The following is a 21,557-nucleotide window of genomic DNA, read 5'->3' as shown; positions in this document are numbered from 1 at the left end:
CTGCTCTCCTCAGCCATTGGTCATCGTCACCTTGATGCAGTCCGCCGGACGCTGCCCGATCTGCAGCGCCTCGATCCCCTGCTCGAGCGGAAAACTATGCGTGCGGATCGGCGACAGATCGATCCCGGTCCGTTCCAGGAACCGGATCGCGGCGGGCCAAACCCCGGGCGAGCCGATGCAGCCGCGCACGGTCAGGTTGCGCATCTGGATGTTGCCGAGATAGCTGCTCACCGGCCGGCCGATATTGATGCCGACCATCGCGACGCGGCCTTCCTCGCGCGCCATGTCGAACACCGCGCCAAGCGAGAGATCATGCCCGGACGCTTCAACCACCAGGTCGGCACCCTTGCCGCCGGTGGCGTCCAGGATCGACTGCACCGCATTCCCGTCGGTCGGGTCGACGGTCATGGAGGCGCCCAGGCGCGTTGCCGCGTCGCGGCGGTGGGCGATCGGATCGATCACGATGGTGCGTGCGCCGCTGCCGATCGCCGCCGCCGCCGCCATCAGCCCGATCGTGCCGCCACCGGAGACCACCACGGTATCGCTCGCATCGGCGCCGCCGACACGCTGGATGGCGTAGTAGCCGCAGGTGAACGGCTCGATGAAGGAGGCAGTGAGGTCGTCCACCGTATCCGGCAGCTTGTGCAGCCATTCCGGGCGGGCGGTGAAGAACTGCCGGTAGGCGCCATCCAGCGAGAAGCCGAAATGATGGACCCGGTCCGGCAGCCGCACCACGCATTCGCCGACCACGCGATCGCCGGCAGCAAAGCCGCGCACGGAGCGGCCGACAGCCACCACCCGGCCGGACCATTCATGCCCGGGGACGACGGGGTACGAGATGGGAATGATGTAGCGCCCGGCGAGAAGTTCGTAGTCCGAGTGGCAGATGCCGACAGCCGCCATCTCGATCAGAACATCGTCGGCACCGACGTCCGGCTGCGGTACGTCGCGCAGCACCGGACGGTCCGGCGCATCGAATGACAGGCACTTCATCGCATTTCTCCCCTGTATCTGGTTTTTGATCGACGATGCCCGGCTCAGGCGACCGCTTCGATCGCGCCGGTCCGGCAGGAGTGGACAATCGATTCCAGCAGCGAGATGTTGTCGATCATCTGCTCCCCGGTGATGGGATACGCGGCCTCGCCGCGCACCGCCCTGGCGAACGCCTCGAGATTGGCCAGCACCGGCTCCGCGCGGCCGACCTCCTCGGTGCGGATCGCCTCTCCGGCGCGGCCGGTAGTCACGATCCAGCCATCCGGTGCCTCCACGTGCGCCCGGTCGCGCACATCCACCCAGCCCTTGCTGCCGAACACCGCGAACCTGGAAACGAACGGCGTGGCGAGCGTCGCCGAGATGTAGGCGGTGGCGCCGCTTCGGAAGCGGACATAGGCGCTCATGGTGTCGCCGGAGGGCAGTTCGGACACCAGGTTGCGCGATGTTGCCAGCACCGTCTCGGGCGATCCCAGCAGGCGCACCGCGAGATCGGTCAGGTGGATACCGGTCGCGGTCATGCCACCGGCAGGCGCCTGGTCGGCGTGCAGCCGCCAGTTCGAGGCATCAAGCGTCAGGAACTTGTCATGGCTGAAATTCGCCTCGATCTGCAGCAGCGTTCCGAGTTCGCCGGCATCCGCCGCGGCCAGGAGGGCTGCGATCGGCGGCTCGAAGCGCCGCTCGTGGCCCATTCCCAGCACCAGCCCGGCCTCCCGGCAGCGTCGCACCGCTTCCGCAGCACCCGCCCGCGTCAAGGCCAGCGGCTTCTCGCAGAACACGTGCTTGCCGGCGGCAACGCAGGCGGCGATCTGCTGCTCGTGCAGGCTGTGCGGGGTTGCCAGGATCACCGCCTCGACCTCGGGACCGAGTGCCTCCGCTAGCCCGGCATGCACGCCGATACCGGTCCCGGCCAGCGCGTTGCGCGCGGCTTCGATATCGGGTTCGACAACCGCGACCAGGCGTAGGGCCTGTGACTGGCTGCGTATCAGGCTCGACATCTTTCGGCCCCACCAGCCGAAGCCGACAAGGGCCACGTTGACCGGATTCATTCGGTGTCTCCCTAGCTGGCCGCGACCGGCCGTGAATTCGATCGGCGGGCACCTGGCGCCGGATGCAGCCGTACCGGACCGGCCGCGCCGCCTCGCCGTGCCGGCTGCTGCAGGCGTTCGAACCCGAGCCGTATTGCGTCGATAGCGGTGCGGTCGGATTTCCGGCCGGTGAGGGCGTCGTGGATCTCGGTGCCGAGGATCGCCTCGAGCTTGGTGTAGAGCGGGATCGCCGGCCGTGCCCAGGCGTCGAGCATGTGTTTCTCCGCGACCTTCTCGACGAAGTTCACGATCGGCGAGGACAGCATCACCTCGGGATCGGAGACGACGCTGAAACGCGGCAGGAACGGCAGCCCGTTCTTGACATGGCTCCTGACCGAGTCCGGCGCCATCATCCAGGCCATGGCCTCCACCGCGGAGTGCAACTGGTCGTCGGGGAGGTTGACCGGGATGGTCAGCACGAAACCACCGAGCGGGGCGGTGCTGTGTCCGTGCGGGCCGGCCGGATGGGCAAGATAACTCACCCGCCGCTTGACGCGGGACCGCGTGTCGTATTCGAAGCGCGCACTGCGCATGCTCCAGCAATAGGTCATCGCGGCGTCGCCACGCAGGAATATGTCGAAGCTCGACTCCCAGTCGAGCGCGGTCACGTCCGGCGGCGAGATCTCGACCAGCCGGTGCATGTAGTCGAGCACGCGCAGGCTGGCCTCGACCGGGAGATGCGGGGTGGCGCCCGGATCGCCGGCCTGGCTGCGCGGAACCAGATGCTCGCCGCAATCGGCCAGCAGGAACAGGAATGTCGACGCTATCGGCATGCCGCGTCCGGCGTTCCAGACGATGCCGTAGCGCCCATGGCTCGGAGCGTGCAGCGCGCGGCCGACATTGATCACCTGGTCGAATGTCGCGGGCGGCGGCAGTCCGGCATCCTGCAACAGGTCCCGGCGCAGGGCCAGCGTCTCGATGGTGCAGTAGACCGGTATGCCGTACTGCTTGCCGCCATACTGCCCGGCGGCCCAGAAGCTTTCGTGGAAGTCGTCCTTGTTCAGCAGCAGGGAAGACAGCTCGGCGTCGATCGGACGGATCAGGCCCTTGCTGGCAAACTCGCCGATCCACGGGATATTCAGCGCGGTGAGATGGTAGCGGGACACCGGGCGCTGCGCGTTCTCGAGTGTAAGCTGGTAGAGCTGCGGCAGGCGGGCCAGTTCGATGTCCCGCCTGGAGCCGAAATCGTTCCTGAAGTCGCCCCACAGGTTCTGCATGGCGATGAAATAGTTGTCGTCGGCAAGCAGGAACCGCATGTCGGGCCGGTCGCCGCCGTCCTTGCGGGAGAGCGAGGTCGGCCGCTGCACCTGGCTGGCGAGCGGTGCGCCGAAATAATAGCTGTCCGGCTCCTCGGCGTTGATACGCCGGCCGAGGGTCGCCGCCAGGATGGCCTTAACCTTCAGCAGGTAATCGTCGTAGCGCTTGAGGAATTTCGGGCTCGGGCGGAGTGCGAAGGACTTTCCGGTGGCGCTGCGCTTGACCCGGACGATCACGCCGCTGGCCAGCAGCTCGTCGATCTTCCGCATTGATGTCGTGTAGGGAGCGTAGCCGGCCTGCGCGAGCGCCGAGGCCGTCACGATCTCGCCGCGAATGTCGGAACGCACCAGATGCTGCACGATCTGCGCCGCGGCATCGCCCTGCTGCTCCGGAAACAGCCCGTGCCAGGGTTCCCGGAGCTGGTCCAGCACATCGATCAACCGCAGTCGCTCGAGGTCGTTCACCCTGGCAATCCGGTCTCAGGGCCGCGCGGCGGCAGGGCTCTGCAGAAGTCCGGCCTGTGCTTCGTACTGGTGCAGCAGCGCAAAGAAATCCTGCTCTGCCAGGCCCTGCGCGTTGGCTGCCTCGTACTGCTGACGGATCAACGCCGTCAGGTATACGGGAGCCATGAAGCCGCGGGCCGCATCGATGATAAGGTCGAAATCCTTGATCATCTGCTGGACGGTGAAGGCAGGCGTGAAATCGTGCCGCTCCAGCATCTGGCTCTTGTAGCCGATTAGCGGACTGCCCACGACGCTCTCGTTGATCACCTCGAGCATCTGCCGTACCTCGAGATTACCCTTCTGGCCGAATGCCAACGCCTCTGCCACCAGTGCGGAGGTGGCCCCGACCAGCATGTTGATCACCAGCTTGAGGGTGCGCGCTTCCTCGCCTGCGCCGACATAGAAGAACCGGGTCGCGAACCCCTCCATCACCGGCCGCACCGTTTCGTAGGCCGCGCGTGGTCCGGAGGCCAGCACCGTCAGCTTGCCATCCGCCGCCGTCGCGGTGCTGCCGGAGATCGGGCTGCGCACGTAGAGGGCACCGGTCGCCTCGATGGCGCGCGCGACCTCCGCCGACGCCGACGGCGACACCGTGCTGGTCTCGACGAGGATCTTGCCTCCGGCAAGCCGTGAGGCGATCCCGTGCGGGGTGGTGAGCAGGTCGCGCAGCACGGCGTCGTTGGGCAGCGATGTGAAGACGATATCGGCCGCCTCCACGACATCGTGCGCCGTTGCGGCGACCAGGGCGCCGGCATCGCGCAGCGCATAAGTGGCGTCGCCGGAGACATCATAGACGTGCACGCTGTGACCGGCCTCGACCAGCCGCGTCGCCATCGGCGTGCCCATCTTGCCGAGTCCGATCCAGCCGAGCGTCCGAATGCTGTTCATCGTGTTTTCAACCTGGATGACCTGTGGGACCGGCTGCAGGCGTATGACGACTTCCGCCTCATGGTGGCGCGACGGAACGCCGAACCGCTCGCCGCGTGCGGTGTCGTCGACCATCGGGAACGGCAGGACCAGGGCATCCTTCACGCCGAACACCGCGTCGCTTTCGAGATACGGGTCACCCTCGACGAAGATATGCGTCGTGACGGGCTGGTATCCCGGCGCCGAGACGATGAAGTGGATATGCGCGGGACGCATCGGGTGCCGGGCGAGCGCCTTCAGCATCCGTCCCACCGGACCGTCGCTCGGGATCGGGTAGGAGGCCGGGACGATGCTGCGGAACCAGAAGCCGCCATCGGCGCCGGACTGGAACACGCCGCGCAGGTTCATGTCGGGCTGGGTCGGATCCTGGGTGTCGTAGTAGCCGTCCTCGGACGTCTGCCAGACGTCGAGCGTCGCTCCCTCGATCGGCCGGCCGTCGATATCCAGCACCGCCCCGTGCACCACCAGCGGGCTGCCGCGGCCGTCGCGCGATATGGTGTCGCCCGACTGCATCGCCGGCGCATCCGCCACGTGGAACGGGCCGAGCACCGTGGATGGCGTCGCGGTCTCTGCCTTGCGGTGGTTGATCGCATCGACCAGCATCGAGACGCCCAGCGTGTCGGAAAGCAGGATGAACTCCTGCCTGCGGTCCGAGCAGATCTGCCCGGTGGCGGTCAGGAAATCGATCGCGCCGCGCCATTCCTGCTGGGTGAGCTGCAGCTCGCGGACTGCTTCGTGCAGGTGGCGGACCAGCACGGCCATGATCTCGCGCAGCCGCGGGTCCGGGCAGCCGGCATTGCGCTCGATCACGATCCGCGTCGCGCTGGCCTCGTCGAAACTCTCGGTCTTCAGGGACATCGCTTGCTCTCCCTCAACCGGCGGCGCCGGCCGAGGTGCCGGGCGGCCGTCCGTGGTATGCATCGTCCAGCAGCGCGCGGATCGCACCGCGCTCGATCGGCCGCGGGTTCGGGTAGGGCCGGGCCGCGGCAAGGTCGGCGGCGCGATCGAGGTTGCCCTCGTCGAGGCCGAGGTCCGCCAGCGAGGACGGGGCGCCGATCCGCTGGCCGAAGCGGTGCAGCGCGACCGCGACGTCACCCTCGCCCATCACCCGTCGCAGCGCGGCGACGGCTTCCGGGGCCGCGGCTGCGTTGTACGCCAGGGCGTATGGCAGCACCACCGCATGGGTCGGGGCATGCGGCAGGTCGAAGCTGCCACCCAGGGTGTGGCAGAGCTTGTGGTGCAACCCCATGCCGACCGCGCCCAGCGCCACGCCGCACAGCCAGGCTCCATACAAGGCCTCGGTGCGCGCGCCGATATCGTCCGGACGCTCGATCACGGCAGGCAATGCGCGCACCAGTGCTGCCGTCGCGGTCTCCGCCATCAGCGAGATGATCGGGTTGCGGTCTGGTGCATACAGCGCCTCCACGGCGTGCGCGATGGCGTTCAGGCCGCTGGTGACCGACATCGCGACCGGCAGGCCGGTGGTGAACTCGACATCGTAGATCGTCGTTTCCGGCAGCACCCTTTCGGAGCGGATCGTGTGCTTCTCGCCGTCGCGCGTCTCGCCCAGGATCGGCGTCATCTCCGATCCGGCATAGGTGGTCGGGATGGCGATCTGCGGCAGGTCGGTGCGCAGCGCCAGCGCCTTGGACAGCCCGGTCGTCGAGCCGCCACCGAAGGCGACCAGCCCGTCGGCACGGCGCTCGGACAGCACCGCCAGCGCCTCCTCGGTCACCGCGACCGGCGTATGCATCCGGGCGCCGAAGAAACCGCCGCTGCTGGCCTCGCCCAGGCGCGCGATGACGCCTTCGGCCTGGTCGCGCTGCTCGGGCGTGGACACCACCAGCGGACGGCGCATGCCCAGCCGGGTCACTTCCTCGGGAAGACGCGAGATCGTGCCGGCACCGAACAGCACGCGCATCGGCAATCCGCTGAAGACGAACTCAGACTGCATCGAGCGGTGTTCCCTCATCCCTCGGCCGACACGTCACGACCCTCGACCTTGCGGCCGCATTGCGCAAACGATAGCGCCACGGCAGCGCCCGGACAGCCGCAATATATCCAATCTGGATAAAATCGGCATTTTGCAGTCCCGGCCGGATACCTATGGTCGCGCTCAACGAAGTCTGCGCAAGCGAGCTGGTGTCATCAGACGCTGACCAGAACACGAAAGTCCGACCCGGGAGGTCCCAGAGTGAAATCCACCAGATTGGTGCTTTGCAGCATTCTTCTCTGCGGTACGACGCCGGTTGCGGCACTTGCCGAGGGATATCAGGGCGCTCCGAGGACGGAGCTGTTCAACCCTGCCCTGACCAGCTGCATACGCGACACCAGCGCCTTCAAGAAAGCGGGCCCCTACGTCATCGGGTTCAGCAATGCCGGCCTCGGCGACAGCTGGCGGGTGGTGGCTCTCGACGAGCTCAAGCAGGGCGCGCAGGACCACAAGGATGTGATCAAGAAGCTCATCATCACCGATGCCGGGCATGACGATGCCAAGCAGGTCTCCGACGTGCAGGATCTGGTCTCGCAGGGCGTTGACCTGCTGATCGTGAGCGCCAATACCGAGAAGGCGCTCGACCCGGTGGTCACCAGGGCGATGAAGCGCGGCGTGCCGGTGATCATGCTGGACCGCCGGATCTCCTCGGACCATTTCGTCACCTACATCAACGCCTCCGATCCCGAGATGGGGCGGTTGTGGGCGCAGTGGATCGTCGAGAAGCTGCACGGCAAGGGCAACGTGGTGATGCTGGGCGGCCAGGCCGGTTCCAGCCCGAACGAGAACCGCATGAACCCCGCGCTCGAGATCTTCAAGCAGTATCCGGGCATCCACATCCTCGACACCGTCTATTCCGACTGGAGCCCGGTGAAGGCCAAGCAGGTCATGCAGGCGGTGATCGCGAAATACGGCCACTCCATCAACGCGGTCTGGTCGGCGCACGGACTGCAGGTGCCCGGCTCGATCGAGGCCTTCGTCGAGGCCGGCTTCAAGCCGGGCGAGATCCCGATGCACACCACGGCGGACATCAACGGCGCGTTGCAGATGGCGATCAAGTACAAGGTGCCGATGCTCGAGGTCGGCGATCCGCCGTCGCAGTACAGGCTCGCCATCTCGGTCGCGCTCAAGGTGCTGGCCGGCACGCCGCTGCCCTGCGTGGTGACGGTGAATTCGCAGATCGCCGTCACCCCGGGCGACGAGACCGCGTCTATCAGGGGCGACCTGCCGATCACCGACCTGGTGGTGCCGAACGGCGCGCCAGACATGCTGATCACCAATGATCTGGGGCCGAACTACAGCCCGTCCACCGCGCATATCGACTATCCGCACTAGGGCCGTGCCGATGCTGAGCGTCCGGCATATCAGCAAGGCTTTCCCGGGCGTCCAGGCCCTCTCCGACATGCAGCTCGACGTCCATGCGGGCGAGATCCATGCGCTGGTCGGCGAGAATGGCGCCGGGAAGTCGACGCTGACCAAGATCATCGCCGGCGCGCAGGCTCCGGATGCGGGCGAGATGTCGCTCGACGGCAAGCCGGTTCGCTGGACCGGGCCCGCGGCCGCCAAGGCAGCGGGGATCCACGTCATCTACCAGGAATTCGTGCTGTTCCCGCATCTGTCGGTGGCCGAGAACATCTTCATCGGGCACTACCGCCGCAACCGCCTGCGCGCGGTCGATCACGCCGCCACCGAGCGGGCGGCGGCCGAGCTCATGGCGCGCCTCGGCGTGCGGCTGGAGCCGTGGCGCCTGGTGGGCGAGCTGACCGTGGCCGACCAGCAGATGGTGGAAATCGCCAAGGCCCTGGTCGACCGGCCCAGGCTTCTGATCCTGGACGAGCCGACGGCGGTGATCGCCGGCCAGGAGGTGGAAGCGCTGTTCGAGCGGCTGCGGCTGCTGCGCGACGAAGGGGTTGCGATCATCTACATCTCGCACCGGCTGGAGGAGATCTTCTCGCTCTGCGACCGCGTGACGGTGGTGAAGGACGGCCAGTGGATCGCGACCCACGCGGTCGGCGAGGTGGACCGCGACCGGCTGGTGACGCTGATGGTCGGACGCGACGTCACGCAGTTCTTTCCGCCACGCGCCGATGCGGCCGATGTCGCGGCAGCCGAGGTGGTGCTGCAGGCGTCCGACATCAGGCTCGGCCGTCGCGTGCGCGGCGCCTCGATCGAGCTTCGCGCCGGTATCGTGACCGGGCTGGCCGGCATGGTGGGTGCCGGCCGGTCGGAACTCGCCATGGCAATCTTCGGCGGGTTGCCGATGGAGGCAGGAACCGTCGCGATCGGCGGCAGGGTGTTCAGGCGGATGACGCCGGCGATCGCCATCCGGCAGGGCATCGGCTTCGTCACCGAGGACCGCAAGGGCGAGGGCCTGGCGATGCTGCAGGATGTCGCCGTCAACGTCACCGCCGCCTGCCTGGACAGCGTCTCGGCCGGCCCGATGCTGCAATCCGCGCGCGAGCGGTCGATCGCGGACGCCGATATCGAGGCATTCCGCATCGCCTGCTTCGGACCAGGCAATCCGGTCGCCACCATGTCCGGCGGCAACCAGCAGAAGACCCTGATCGCGCGCTGGGCGCATACCTGCCGCAGCGTGCTCATCCTCGACGAGCCGACGCGCGGTGTCGATGTCGGGGCACGCACCGAGATCTACCGCATCATGCGCGAGCTGGCGGCGCGTGGCGTCGCGATCCTGATGATCAGCTCGGAACTGCCGGAAGTCGTCGGCATGTCCGACCGCGTCTACGTCATGCGCGAGGGGTCGATGCCCGGCGTGCTGGAACCCGGCCAGATTACCGAGGAAGCCGTCGTCGACCTCGCCACCCATCACCGCCACGCGGCCTGAGGAGGCAGCATGTCCGCGACCATCCTGACACCGCCTGCCACGCCGCGTCGCGTCCGGCGCGGCCCCTCGGCGGACATGCTTCGCCTGCTGATGGTGCTGGCCCTGATCTTGGCGATCATCGTCGTCGGCGCGGTGGTCACCGACCGCTTCATGCGGCCGGAGAATTTCGCCAACGTCTTCGAGCAGGCCACCGATCTCGCCCTGGTGGCGCTCGGGCAGTCGTTGACCGTACTGACCGGCGGCATCGACCTCTCGGTCGGCTCGATGATCAGCCTGCTCTCGGTGCTGACTTCCGGCCTGATCGACGGCAACAGCGCCATGGTGCTCCCGGTGTGCCTGGGCATCCTCGCCGGCGGCACCCTGCTCGGCGTGCTGAATGGCTGCGGCGTGGTCTGGCTGCGCGTGCACCCGCTTATCGTGACGCTCGGCATGGGTGCGATCCTGCAGGGCGTGGCGCTGCTCTACACGCGTGCGCCGATCGGCAGCATCCCGGACGGCTTCGACAGCCTCGCCTACGGACGCGTCGCCGGCATCTCGGTGGGCGGCGCCGCCACGGCGCTGATCTTCGTGCTGGTGGCGGCGTTCCTGCGCTACACCAATACCGGCCGTACGATCTACGCCGTCGGCGACGACAGCCAGGCGGCGCGCCTGCTCGGGATGCCGGTGCGCCGGGTCATCCTGCTGGTCTATGGCGCCTCCGGCTTCTTCGCCGCGGTGACCGCGATCTACCTGGTCTCGCGCTTCGGCTCCGGACAGCCCTATGCGGGCGCCGACTACACCCTGGCCTCGGTGACGCCGGTCGTGGTCGGCGGGATCGCGCTGAGCGGCGGCCGCGGCTCGATCTTCGGCACGCTGCTCGGCGCCTACCTGCTGGCGATCCTGAACGACCTGCTGAACTTCCTGCACGTCCCTACGCAGATCCAGCTTGTCGCGGAGGGGCTGATCATCATGGCCGCGGTGTCGATCCATGTCGAACGCGGGAGGCGCTCGTGAACGGTTCGCTGCTCGCAAAGGCACGCGGCGTGGGTGCGGCGAAGGCGCCGCTTGCCGGCAGGATCATGCCACCCGGCTTCACGTCGCTGCTGTCGCGCTACGGCATCTACCTGTTCATGGTGGTGTTCCTGCTCGTCGCGGCGGTGGCGGCGCCCTCCTTCTTCAGCCGCGGCAACCTGTCCAACCTGGTGCTGCAGATCGTGCCGCTCGCCATCGTCGCCTGCGGGCAGGCGATGGTCATCCTGGTACGCGGCCTGGACCTGTCGGTGTCCTCGGTGATGGCGACCGCCGCCGTCGTCGCGACCAGTTTCAGCGGCCATGATGCCGACATCCCGTCGATCGTGCTGCTATCGCTGGCGATCGGGATGTGTGCCGGGCTGGTCAACGGGTTGCTGGTGGTCAAGCGCAACGTGTCGCCGTTCCTCGCCACGCTGGCCACCATGATCGTTCTGCAGGGACTGCGCTTCGCCTGGACCCACGGTGCGCCGTCGGGCCTGATGCCGCCGCTGCTGCACCGCATCGGCGCCGGCACCTGGGGCTTCATCCCGATGAACCTGCCGGTGCTGCTCGCGGTGGCGCTGCCGCTGGTGCTGGTCCTGCACCGCACCACGCTCGGCCGGCGCGTCGTCATCACCGGCGGCAACCCGATGACGGGCCGGCTGCTGGGATATCCGGTCGATGCGATCGTCATCGGCGCCTACATGCTTTCGGGCTGCCTGGCGGCGATCGCCGGCATCGTCCTGGGCGGCTACGCGCAGATCGTCGACAACTGGGTCGGCCGCGGCTTCGAGCTCGACAGCATCGTGGCGGCCGTGCTCGGCGGTTTCGCCCTGTCGGGTGGCCGGGGAAACGTCGCCGGGGTCATCGCCGGCAGCATCGTGCTCGCGCTGGCTGGCAACATCGTCCTGCTGATCGGTCTGCCGGTGCAGTTCCAGATCATCCTGAAGGGCGTGGTCATAGTCTTCGCGGCAGCCTGCTACGCGAGGCGCTGAAGGAAACATGGAAATGGCACAGCTTGGAGCCGACCTCTATCGACTGGACGGCAGGGTCGCGGTGGTGACGGGTGCCGCGCGCGGCATCGGCGAGACCATCGCCCGCCAGCTCGGCGCACTGGGCGCCACGGTCGTGCTGACCGACCTCAATCCGGAGGTCGAAGCGACGGCGCGACGGCTTGCGGATGAGGGGCTCGGGACCGAGGCGCTGGTGTTCGACGTCACCGACGTGGCGGCGGTCGGGGCTGCCGCGGACAAGATCGTTGCCCGCCACGGCCGGGTCGATGCACTGGTCGCCAATGCCGGCATCAGCCTGGAGCGGCAGGCCGTCGATCACAGCGCCGAGGACTGGCGCCGCGTGATGGCGCTCAATCTCGATGCCGTCTTCTTTACCACGCAGGCCTTCGCGCGTCCGATGCTGTCGCAGGGGAAGGGGGCGGTCGTGCTGATCTCCTCCATCTCGGGGGTCGGGATTTCCCGGCCGGAGCGGCATGTCAGCTACGACGTCTCGAAGGCAGGTGTCGCGCACATGGCGCGTTCGCTCGGGGTCGAATGGGCGAAGTCCGGGGTGCGCGTCAACGCCGTCGGCCCGGGCTACACCGACACCGAGATGCTGGCCGATGTCGGCCGCTCGCGGCCGGAGGTCATGCAGGCCTGGCTTGCCGACATCCCGACCGGGCGGCTGCTGCGACGCGAGGAGATCGCGGCGGTGGTCGGCTTCCTGCTGTCGGACGCGGCATCCGGCGTCACCGGACATCTCATGATGGCCGACCACGGCTATTCGGTCGGATAGGAGCACAGATATGCATTTCGTCGTTCATTGCCTGGACAAGCCCGGCATGGTCGAGACCCGGCTCGCGCACTACGACGCGCACAAGGCGTATCTCGCCAGCAAGCCGATCGACATCGTCATATCCGGCCCGCTGGTGCAGGACGACCACAGCACGATGATCGGCAGCTTCTTCCTGGTGCAGGCCGACACGATCGAGCAGGTCCAGGCCTTCAGCGGCAACGATCCCTTCCATGCGGCCGGGATCTGGGAGCAGGTCCGGATCAACCCGTTCCTCAAGAGAATGGACAACCGGGCCTGACGGCGACAATGGGAGGACGACGAACATGGGACGTCTCGAAGGCAAGGTCGCCATCGTCACCGGCGGCGGCACCGGCATCGGCGAGGCCACCTGCCATCGCTTCGGACAGGAAGGCGCCCGCGTCGCGATCTTCGAAATCCAGCAGGAGGCCGGGGAGCAGACCGCCGGCGCCATGCGCGCGGCCGGCTACGACGCCTACTCGATCCGCGTCGATGTCACGCAGGAGGACGATGTCGCCCGCGCCGTCGCGGAGACGGTGGCACGGTTCGGCGGCATCGACATCCTGGTGAACAATGCGGCTATCCCCGGTGCCAACAAGCTCACCCACGACCTCGCCGTCTCGGAATGGGAGCAGGTCTTCTCGGTGAATGTCCGCGGCCCGTTCCTGTGCAGCAAGCACGTGCTGCCGCACATGATGCAGGCCCGGCGCGGTGCGATCGTGCATTTCTCGTCGATCTACGCGCTGATCGGCAACGACGACCTGCCGCCCTATCACGCCACCAAGGGCGCCATCCTGTCGATGACCAGGACGGACGCGATCTGCTATGCGCCCTACGGCATCCGGGTAAACTGCGTGCATCCCGGCTCGACCAAGACGCCGCTGTTCATCAAGGCGGGGGAGACCTATCCGGGCGGATACGAATCCTACCTTGCGATGATGCAGGCCAAGCACCCGCTGCCGCTGGCGGAACCGGTCGACATCGCCAATTGCGTGCTCTTCCTTGCCTCGGACGAGGCGCGCTTCGTCACCGGCGCAAGCCTCGTCTGCGATGGCGGTTACACGGTCCAGTAGGAATTATCGAGATGCAAGCTGTACGTTTCCATACCAAGCGTGACATCCGGGTCGAGACCATCGCCGCGCCGGAAGGCGAGCTCAAGCCGCACGAGGCACTGATCGAGCCGTTGCTGTGCGGCATCTGCGGCACTGATCTGCACGAGTTCATCGCCGGTCCGATCGTGACCCCGATCGAGCCGAACAAGCTGACCGGCGCCACGCTGCCGCAGATCCTCGGCCACGAATTCTCCGCCCGGGTGGTGCGCGTCGGCAGCGAGGTGACGCATGTCGGCCCCGGCGACCGCGTCTCGATCCAGCCGCTGATGGCGCCGGACGACGATTTCTATGCCAAGCGCGGCCTGCTGCATCTTTCCGAAACCCTGGGGGTGATCGGCCTGTCGGCGGCGTGGGGCGGAATGGGCGAGCAGGCAGTGGTCGATGCCCGCAACGTCATCGCGATCCCGCGCACCCTGAGCGATGCGCAGGGCGCCCTGGTGGAGCCGGCCGCGGTCGCCGTCTATGCCATCGATCGCAGCCGCCTGCGGGCGGGGGGCAGCGTGCTGATCTCCGGCGCCGGACCGATCGGCGCGCTGGCGGTGCTGGCGGCGAAGGCGGCGGGCGCCAGTGTCATCATCGTGTCGGAGCGCAATCCCGAGCGCCTCGCCAAGGCGGCGGCGCTGTGCCCGGGCGTGGTGCCGGTCAATCCCGACCAGGCCGATGTGGCGGAAGTGGCGAGGCAGCATTCGGAGGGCGGCGCCGGGGTTGACGCGGCGCTCGAATGCGTGGGCGCGGAGGCCTCGCTCAACGCCTGCGCCAAGGCGGTGCGTCGGCAGGGCGTGGTGGTGCAGGTCGGCCTGCATACCAGGCTCGCGCAGGTCGATCCGATGCTGTGGGCGTTGAAGGACATCAGCATCGAGGCGACCTGGTGCTACCCGGTGCAGATCTGGCCGCGGATCGTGGCGATGATCGAGTCCGGCAGCTTCCCGGTAGAAAAGGTGGTCACCGCCGAGATCGGAATGAACGACGTCGTTGCCAAGGGCTTCGAGGCGTTGCTCGACCCGAGCGGTCGCGACCTGAAGATCCTCGTCAGGGTGAACGAAGCCCAGCCGAGCTGAGCCCGGTCCCGCTCCCCGGAGGCCGGGGAGCGGGCGGCAGGCTATGGGATCAGCCGATCGGCGCGCAGGCGGTCGAACAGGGCGAAGAACGCGTCGTCGGTAGCGACGTAGCCGGTGAAGCCGAGGCGCCGCGACTTGGACATGTCGGTAACGACCTCGAAGGGGCGGCCGAGATCGGCATCGGTGTGCCACGGTGAGGCGAGCCGCGAGAGGTCGGGCTCGGCCAGGCCGTCACGTGTTGCGATGGCGCGCCACGCATCGGCATCCTGCGCCATCTGCTGCTCCAGCGGCATGATCGTCCCGTCGAACGGCGCCGCCTCGAGTCCGAAATACCGTGCGATGCGCTCCCACATCCAGCTCCAGCGGAAGATGTCGCCGTCGACGATGTTGAAATCCTGGTTCGCCGCCGCCGGCGTCACCGTCGCCCACAGCAGGTGATGTGCAAGCTGGCCGGCATCGGTCATGTCGGTCAGCCCGTTCCACTGCGCGGGCGATCCGGGATAGCGGAACGGCCGGCCGCTCTCGCGGCACAGCGTCGCATAGACGGCAAGGGTCGTGCCCATGTTCATCGCATTGCCGACCGCCTTGCCGATGATGGTGTGCGGCCGGTGCACGCTCCAGGTGAAGCCGTCCCGCTTCGCTGCCGCGAAGACCTCGTCCTCCTGCGCGTAGTAGAAGTTCTCGACGTCCTGCCGGCCCTGCTCCTCGCGAAACGGGGTCGCCGGCACCGCGCCCCTGCCGTAGGCCTCGAACGGGCCGAGATAATGCTTCAGCCCGGTCACCAGCGCGACATGTCCGACCCCGGCGCCCTGCAGGCCGTCCAGCAGGTTGCGCACCATGCCGCCGTTGACGCGGATATTCTCGGCCTCGGTGGCCTGTCGCAGCCAGGTGGTGATGAACACCGCATCCGGCTTCAGGCCGGCGAGGGCAGCCTTGGTGGCGGCGGCGTCCTGCAGATCGGCAGCGACCGGCGTGACGCCAGGCTGCCGGTCCGGCCGGCGTGCCAGACCGTGGACAGACCAGCCCTCGTCGAGCAGTCGCTTCGTGGTGGCGCTGCCGACGATGCCGCTTGCACCCACAACCAGGGCCGTCTTGCTCATGACATGCTTTCCTCTACCAGTCAGGCCCTGCAGCTAGGCGACCGCTTGCGCGCAGTCCAGACGGAACCAATCTGGAACATAGGCACCTGAAGGTAACCGTCGTGAAGGCTGGCAGCGAAGACATCGAATGGCGCGAGGACTGCGCGCCGCGACGCACGCTCGAACTGTTTGCCACCAAATGGACCAGCATGATCCTGCATACGCTGCATGCGCGCCATGACGGTGCTGCGCGGACCGGTGTTCTGCAGCGTAGCCTGCCCGGTGTGTCCCGCAAGATGCTGACCCAGACCTTGCGCGAGATGGAGAAGAGCGGGCTGCTGACGCGCCACGTCGAGAGCACCATTCCGCCCGCGGTCGAATACCGGCTGACCGCGCTCGGTCATCGCTTCGTGGAGCCGGTCGAACTGCTCTATCGCTGGGGCCGGGACAACGCCGACGCCCTCGATGCGCTCGGCAGCCGGCGGACCTCGCGTCGGGCTTCGAGCGCCGATAGCGGGAGCAGTTCCTGAGCGAAGCCTACCCGGCGGTCTTCCACCCCTTGTAGTCGGCGATGTTTCCCGCGGTGAGCAGGGTGGGATCCAGCAGGATGACCTGCCCGCGCGGATGGCGTCCTTCGGCGATCTCGACGGCAAGCTGGTAGGCACGGCCGGCCATCCCGAACGGATCCTGCGCCGAAGACGCCTTGATCAATGAGTTCCTGTCCTTGATCTCGTCCACGATATCGGGCGCGCCGTCGACCGAGGCGATGAACAGCCTGGTCCGGTGCGCCTGCTTTGCCGCCAGCTCGAAGCCGATCGCGCTCTGGTCGTTGACGGCGAACACGGCGTCGACCGCCTGGAACTTCGTCAACAGGCTCTGCCCGACCGCGAAGCCACCATCCCGCGAGGCCAGGGCATTCTGGTTGTCGGAAAGCACCGTGATCCCGGGATGTCTTGCAAGCACCGCGTGGCAGCCCTTGACGCGGTCCGCGATCGGCGAGACCTGCGGACCGTTGAGGATGATGACCTTGCCCTCTCCGCCCTTCAGGTGGTCGACGATATACTGGCAGGCAATCTCGCCGGCCTTGATGTTGTTCGTCATGACGGTGACATCCGCCCCCCGTGCGGCGGCATCGAAAGCGGCGACGACGATGCCGGCTTTCTGCGCCCGCTTGATTGCAGGCAGCACCGCGACCGGATCTACGGCGTTCACCATGACGATGGAGTCGCCCGACGCGATGAAGTTGTCGATCTCGTCGAACTGCTTGTTGAGATCATACTCCGACGCGACGATCGTGACCCTGGCCTGCGGCGTCAGCTCGCTCGCCTTGGCATGGATGCCGGCGTCCGCCGCCGTGAAATAGGGATTGCCGAGCGATGCGACCGAGACGCCGACGCCCTTTACGGACGCGGCACCCGTCTGCGCGGAGGCGTCATGGCCAGAACCCAGGACCGCGGCGACCGCGATTGCTATCAGATGGCGTTTCATGTCGGTTTCCCCGGTATTTTTTTATGGAGGCAGCCGTTGAGTAATTCGCTAGGTGAAGCGGCAGCCGCCATTGACATCCAGCGTGGCGCCGATGAAGTACCGAGCATCGGGCGTTGAAAGGAAGTGGATCGCCGACGCGATTTCCGTGGTCTCCGCGGGCCGCCGCATCGGGATCTTGGCCCACTCCACATCCTGCATCTGCTTCGCGGTGATCCCCCGCTTGCCGGCCTCCATCGCCAGCGCGTCGAAGTGCATCGGCGTGTTGATGTTGCCCGGGGCCACGCAGTTGACCCGGATGTCCGGCGCAAGTTCTGCCGCCACGCTCTGCGTCAGCGAGATCAGGGCGGCTTTCGAGGCGCAGTACGGACTGAAGAACGGATGCCCCTCGCGTCCCCAGAAGCTGGACACCAGCACGATCGAGGGATCGCTTCCCTTGCGGAGCAGCGGCACGGTGGCGCTGACGAACTTGACGTTGGCGCGCAGGTTGACGTTGTGCACGTGGTCCCAAACCGCCATGTCCAAGCCCTCGATGCTGACCGCCTGGTGATTGATCGCCGCGATCAGGCCGACGAAGCCAAGCGGAATGTCCGTATCCGCCGCCACCTTGACGGCTGCATCGACCTCCTCGTCACGCGTCAGGTCCATCACGACGCCGATGCAGGTGCGGCCGAATTCCGCCGCCAGCCCGTCCGCGAGCCGCTCGACTTCGGGGATACGGTCGCACAACACCAGCGACCATCCGTCTTCCGCAAACCGCCTGGCAGTCGCGCGGCCCACCTCGCCGGCTGCACCGGTCAGCAGCGCGAGCTTTTCGTTGTTCATGCTGTATCCTTATGCTTGCCGCCCGGTGCCGGTCACTTGATGACGCCGAGCTTCTTGCGTTCCGTCGTGAGGGCGACCGCTATCAGTGCGGTCAACCCGAAGATGATGTTCTGCGCCGTCGGTGCGACGCCGATGATGACCGCGACGATGCGCAGCCAGGCGGTGATCAATCCACCGACCACGGCGGCGAACAGGCCACCGACGCCGCCGGAGATCGCAGTGCCGCCCAGCACGACGCCGACGATCGACAACAGCAGCAGGTTTCCCGCCAGCGTCGGCGAGCTGAACGAGGTCACCGAGATCAGGAACAGGCCGGCGATCGCGGCGCAGCCGGCGGAAATGGCGAACAGCAGGGTGCGGGTGACAAACCCGTTGACCCCGGACATCAACGCCGCCCGCTCGCCGCTTCCCAGGGCATAGACGTCGCGGCCGAAGCGGGTGAAGCGCATCGCCAGCCTCAGCACCGCCACGATCAGGACAAGCAGGATGGCGGTGTTCGGGATGCCGGCGACGCTGTTGCCCAGGATGCCGACCAGGATGTCGTCCGATGGAACCGGCTCCGCGGTGGCGTTCGACAGCAGCAGGGCAAGTCCGGACAGGATGCTGAGTGTCGCCAGCGAGACGATGAAGGAGGGCAGTTGCAGCCAGGTGTGCACGAACCCCTGCATCGCGCCGAACAGGATCGCAACCAGGACGACGACGAGCGAAGTCCAGGGACCGAACACCGGGTTGAGCACCACGACCAGCACGCCGGTGACGGAGGCGACGCCGGCGACCGAGAGATCGATGCTGCCGGCCAGGATCGGAAACGTGCCGCCGATCACCAGGGCGATTACCGGCGCCGCATCTGAGATGAAGCCGATGATGGAGTCCGGCTGCAGGACTCCGGGCGCGATCACCGCACTGGCCGCCACCAGCAGGATGAGGAAGGCGAGGGGGGCAAAGCTCCGGATGAGCTGGAGCCGGTCTCCGATCATACTGCGAGCCCTTCTGCTACGCGATGACGTACGGGCCTGGAACCGTTTGGTTCGACCGGCTGCGCGGTCATACCATTGCCGCGACGATATCCTCTTCCCTGGGCAAGGCGCCCAGGGCCGGATTGAACTCGGCCGTGACCTCGCCATCGCGCATCACGATGATCCGGTCGGACAGTTCGAGAAGTTCGGCAATGGTGTCGGCGACGAAGATGACCGACAGGCCCTTGTCGACCTGCTCGCGCACCACCTCGAAGAGATCGTCGCGCGCCCCGGGATCAAGCCCCCGGCTGGGATGGTCGAGAAGCAGCAGCCGCAGGTTCCTCCCAAGCAGCCACTTCGCCAGGATGACCTTCTGCTGGTTGCCGCCGCTCAGGCTGGAGATCGGCGCGCCCTCCTTGTCCATCTTGACCTTGAGGCGCCGGATCCACCGCTGTGCGGCCTCGCGCTCCTTGCGCCTGCTGAGCAGCCAGGACTTCCAGCCGTACTGGCCACCATAGGTGATCACGGCGTTCTCGGTGATCGACCGGCCTGGCAGCATTCCCTCCGACCGCCTGTCCGAAGGCAGGTATCCGATGCCGAGTTGCACCGCCGCGCGTGGACTGCCGGGACCCGACGCACCGCCATTGAAAGCGATGGTGCCGGCATCCGGCTTGATGGCGCCGAACAGGGCCCGGCAGAGTTCTTCGGCGCCCGAGCCGAGCACGCCGGCGATCCCGAGGATCTCGCCACGTCCAATCTTGAAACTGATGCCGTGGAAGTGCGGCTCGCTCGCCAGCCGGTCGACCTCCAGCAGCGGCGCGGCGCCGGTGACATGGCGATCGCGGTGCTGGATGGACGGATCGACACGCTGGCGCCCGACCATCAACTCGTAAAGCTCTTCGCGATCGATCGACTGCTTTGTCCGCTCGGCAACCTTCCGGCCGTCGGTCAACACCACCACGCGGTCGCTGATCTCGAGGACCTCCTCCAGGCGATGCGACACGAACACGATGCTCGCGCGTGCCCGCAGCCGGTTGATCTGGGCGAACAGCGCCTGGATCTCGTCCGGCGTCAGCAGCGATGTCGGCTCGTCGAACAGGATCAGCGGCGGCCGGTCCACCATCTCCTCGATGGCCAGCACCTTGGCGAACTCGACCTGCTGTCGTGCCGAGAAGCGCAGATCCTCGACCCGCTTGTTGGTCGGAATGTCGACACCGAGTTTCTGCAGTTGCAGGCGAGCCGCCCGGTTCAGCGCCGGCCAGTTGTACAGGCCGAAGCGCTTCGACGCGTGCGCCTTGTCCAGGAAGATGTTCTCGGCGACCGTGAGGTTCGGGATCAGCGACTGTTCCTGGTGCACCATGCCGATCCCGTACCGCGCCGCGGCGGCGGCGGAGTCGAGCAGGATCGGCTCCCCATCCAGCAGGATCTCGCCGCGGTCCGGACTGGCCAGCCCGGACAGGATCTTGAGGAGCGTCGACTTGCCAGAGCCGTTCTGGCCGACCAGCCCGACGACTTCGCCGACCCGCAGCTCGAGATCCAGTCCCTCCAGGGCGACGACAGGGCCATACGCCTTGCGCACGCCGCGCAGTGCAAGCGAGCCGATCATTTGACGACCCTCAGCATCGCGCGGCGGTTCCAGCCGCCGATCGCCACGGCGGCGAGGATGATCGCTCCGCTGATGATGTTGCGCGTGTACGGCCCGGCGCCGATCTGGATCAGGCCGTTGCTCAGGACCTCGAGAATGAGTGCGCCGAGGGCAGACTGCACTGCTCCGCCGCGGCCGCCCGTCAGCACCGTGCCGCCAAGCACGGACGCACTGACCGCCGGAAACAGGTGTCCGCTACCGATATCGGTGTTGCCGCTGCCCAGCTGGGCGGACAGCAGCAGGCTGCCGATCCCTGCGAACAGGCTGCTGAGCGCGAACGCGGCGATCTTGTAGCGTCTGACCGCGATACCGGACGCCGCCAGCAGCAATTCCTCCCCGCCGATGGCGTAGATCATCCGGCCCAGCCTCGTGAAGGTGAGGACCAGTTGCGCGAGGACGACCATCGCGATCGCGATGTAGACCGTGAGGCTGAAATCCAGGATCCTGACCTGGGCGATTGCAAGGAACAGCCCGTCCTTGATCTGCGGGACGCGCTGGGGGAACAGCACCGCCGCAAGGCCCAGCCCGATGAACCACGTGCCGAGCGTCACGATCAGTGACGGCATGCGCATGATCGCATTCAGGACGCCGCTGAACAGCCCGAAGCCGACGCTGACCAGCAGGGCGGCCAGCAGCCCGAGGACGCCGTAGTGGTTGCCGTTGACGCCGTTCGCGACCAGGAGGGCGGCGACCATGCTGGCGGTCGCCATCACGCCCTCCATCGACAGATCGATCGCCCCCATGATGAGAACGAAGGAGATGCCGGCGGCAACGATCGCCGGCACCGCGGCAGCCTCGACGACGGAACGCAGGTTCGCGACCGTCAGGAAAGACCCGCTGATAAGCTGGAACGCGACCGCAAGAACGACCAGTGCGGTGAGCGGGCCGCCGAGACGCGACCAGACGGTGTGGTTGCGCAGGAAACTCAGGCGCGCAACCAGGCCGTTCCGGGCGCTACCCCCGGAGCCCTCCGACACGGCCGCCACCCGCGCGGTCGG

20 protein-coding genes are annotated in these 21,557 nt (G+C 67.2%); 9 read left to right on the top strand and 11 right to left on the bottom strand.

The window, feature by feature from the left end:
* Window positions 1-9: 9 nt before the first annotated feature.
* The 5 genes from FE263_RS04100 to FE263_RS04080 are packed head-to-tail and all read right to left on the bottom strand — an operon-like array spanning window position 10 to window position 6,719.
* On the bottom strand, window positions 10-993 hold the full coding sequence (locus FE263_RS04100; RefSeq protein WP_138324625.1) for a zinc-dependent alcohol dehydrogenase: 984 nt from the start codon (window positions 991-993) through the stop codon (window positions 10-12).
* Window positions 994-1,037: 44 nt separating this feature from the next.
* Window positions 1,038-2,039 (bottom strand): Gfo/Idh/MocA family protein, encoded by a 1,002-nt coding sequence (locus FE263_RS04095; protein ID WP_138324624.1) that lies wholly within the window; start codon window positions 2,037-2,039, stop codon window positions 1,038-1,040.
* An 11-nt stretch (window positions 2,040-2,050) separates the two neighbouring features.
* On the bottom strand, window positions 2,051-3,799 hold the full coding sequence (locus FE263_RS04090) for an extracellular solute-binding protein (RefSeq protein ID WP_138324623.1): 1,749 nt from the start codon (window positions 3,797-3,799) through the stop codon (window positions 2,051-2,053).
* Between the two features lie 15 nt (window positions 3,800-3,814).
* A complete protein-coding gene (locus tag FE263_RS04085; protein ID WP_138324622.1) occupies window positions 3,815-5,623 on the bottom strand; it encodes a dioxygenase family protein in 1,809 nt (602 codons plus the stop codon).
* 13 nt (window positions 5,624-5,636) lie between these two features.
* Window positions 5,637-6,719: a maleylacetate reductase gene (locus FE263_RS04080; RefSeq protein WP_138324621.1), complete on the bottom strand. Its 1,083-nt coding sequence runs from the start codon at window positions 6,717-6,719 to the stop codon at window positions 5,637-5,639.
* Between the two features lie 240 nt (window positions 6,720-6,959).
* On the opposite strand from FE263_RS04080, the gene FE263_RS04075 reads away from it, so the two are divergent.
* From FE263_RS04075 to FE263_RS04040, 8 genes are read left to right on the top strand one after another with little or no spacing between them, the layout of a single operon-like run.
* Window positions 6,960-8,093 carry an ABC transporter substrate-binding protein gene (locus FE263_RS04075; protein WP_138324620.1) on the top strand — a complete coding sequence of 378 codons (1,134 nt, stop codon included), beginning with the start codon at window positions 6,960-6,962 and terminating at the stop codon, window positions 8,091-8,093.
* A gap of 10 nt (window positions 8,094-8,103) precedes the next feature.
* The gene (locus FE263_RS04070; RefSeq protein ID WP_138324619.1) at window positions 8,104-9,603 is read left to right on the top strand and encodes a sugar ABC transporter ATP-binding protein; all 1,500 of its coding nucleotides are present in this window, start codon (window positions 8,104-8,106) and stop codon (window positions 9,601-9,603) included.
* A gap of 9 nt (window positions 9,604-9,612) precedes the next feature.
* Entirely contained in the window at window positions 9,613-10,596 is a 984-nt protein-coding gene (locus FE263_RS04065; protein ID WP_205880249.1) for an ABC transporter permease, read from the top strand.
* Window positions 10,593-11,588 (top strand): ABC transporter permease, encoded by a 996-nt coding sequence (locus FE263_RS04060; RefSeq protein ID WP_205880248.1) that lies wholly within the window; start codon window positions 10,593-10,595, stop codon window positions 11,586-11,588. The genes FE263_RS04065 and FE263_RS04060 overlap by 4 nt, the downstream gene beginning before the upstream one ends.
* A 13-nt stretch (window positions 11,589-11,601) precedes the next feature.
* A complete protein-coding gene (locus tag FE263_RS04055) occupies window positions 11,602-12,381 on the top strand; it encodes an SDR family NAD(P)-dependent oxidoreductase (protein WP_171033921.1) in 780 nt (259 codons plus the stop codon).
* 10 nt (window positions 12,382-12,391) lie between these two features.
* Window positions 12,392-12,679 carry a YciI family protein gene (locus FE263_RS04050; protein WP_138324617.1) on the top strand — a complete coding sequence of 96 codons (288 nt, stop codon included), beginning with the start codon at window positions 12,392-12,394 and terminating at the stop codon, window positions 12,677-12,679.
* 25 nt (window positions 12,680-12,704) lie between these two features.
* Window positions 12,705-13,472: an SDR family NAD(P)-dependent oxidoreductase gene (locus FE263_RS04045; protein WP_138324616.1), complete on the top strand. Its 768-nt coding sequence runs from the start codon at window positions 12,705-12,707 to the stop codon at window positions 13,470-13,472.
* Between the two features lie 11 nt (window positions 13,473-13,483).
* Entirely contained in the window at window positions 13,484-14,569 is a 1,086-nt protein-coding gene (locus FE263_RS04040) for a zinc-binding dehydrogenase (protein WP_138324615.1), read from the top strand.
* Window positions 14,570-14,610: 41 nt separating this feature from the next.
* Here FE263_RS04040 and FE263_RS04035 read toward each other — a convergent pair whose 3' ends face one another.
* Entirely contained in the window at window positions 14,611-15,669 is a 1,059-nt protein-coding gene (locus FE263_RS04035; protein ID WP_138324614.1) for an SDR family oxidoreductase, read from the bottom strand.
* A 101-nt stretch (window positions 15,670-15,770) separates the two neighbouring features.
* Between FE263_RS04035 and FE263_RS04030 the strand changes: the two genes are divergently transcribed.
* Complete coding sequence (locus tag FE263_RS04030) at window positions 15,771-16,178, top strand: winged helix-turn-helix transcriptional regulator (RefSeq protein WP_138324613.1); 408 nt, start codon at window positions 15,771-15,773, stop codon at window positions 16,176-16,178.
* A 7-nt stretch (window positions 16,179-16,185) separates the two neighbouring features.
* Here the strand turns inward: FE263_RS04030 and FE263_RS04025 are convergent, their stop codons facing one another.
* The 5 genes from FE263_RS04025 to FE263_RS04005 form a co-directional block, all read right to left on the bottom strand.
* Entirely contained in the window at window positions 16,186-17,136 is a 951-nt protein-coding gene (locus FE263_RS04025) for a substrate-binding domain-containing protein (protein WP_138324612.1), read from the bottom strand.
* A 48-nt stretch (window positions 17,137-17,184) separates the two neighbouring features.
* Window positions 17,185-17,958 carry an SDR family NAD(P)-dependent oxidoreductase gene (locus FE263_RS04020; RefSeq protein WP_138324611.1) on the bottom strand — a complete coding sequence of 258 codons (774 nt, stop codon included), beginning with the start codon at window positions 17,956-17,958 and terminating at the stop codon, window positions 17,185-17,187.
* Between the two features lie 32 nt (window positions 17,959-17,990).
* A complete protein-coding gene (locus tag FE263_RS04015; RefSeq protein ID WP_171033920.1) occupies window positions 17,991-18,935 on the bottom strand; it encodes an ABC transporter permease in 945 nt (314 codons plus the stop codon).
* Between the two features lie 67 nt (window positions 18,936-19,002).
* Entirely contained in the window at window positions 19,003-20,520 is a 1,518-nt protein-coding gene (locus FE263_RS04010) for a sugar ABC transporter ATP-binding protein (RefSeq protein WP_205880247.1), read from the bottom strand.
* Window positions 20,517-21,536, bottom strand: coding sequence for an ABC transporter permease (locus tag FE263_RS04005; protein ID WP_171033919.1), 1,020 nt, complete (start codon window positions 21,534-21,536; stop codon window positions 20,517-20,519). Before FE263_RS04005 ends, FE263_RS04010 begins: the two co-directional genes overlap by 4 nt.
* Between the last annotated feature and the right edge of the window lie 21 nt (window positions 21,537-21,557).

Origin of the sequence: Lichenicoccus roseus, from assembly GCF_005844085.1 — a bacterium.
In the GTDB taxonomy this organism is placed as follows: Bacteria; Pseudomonadota; Alphaproteobacteria; order Acetobacterales; family Acetobacteraceae; genus Lichenicoccus; species Lichenicoccus roseus.
Note: the sequence above shows the minus strand (reverse complement) of the source record. Positions and strands in the feature narration are given on the sequence as shown.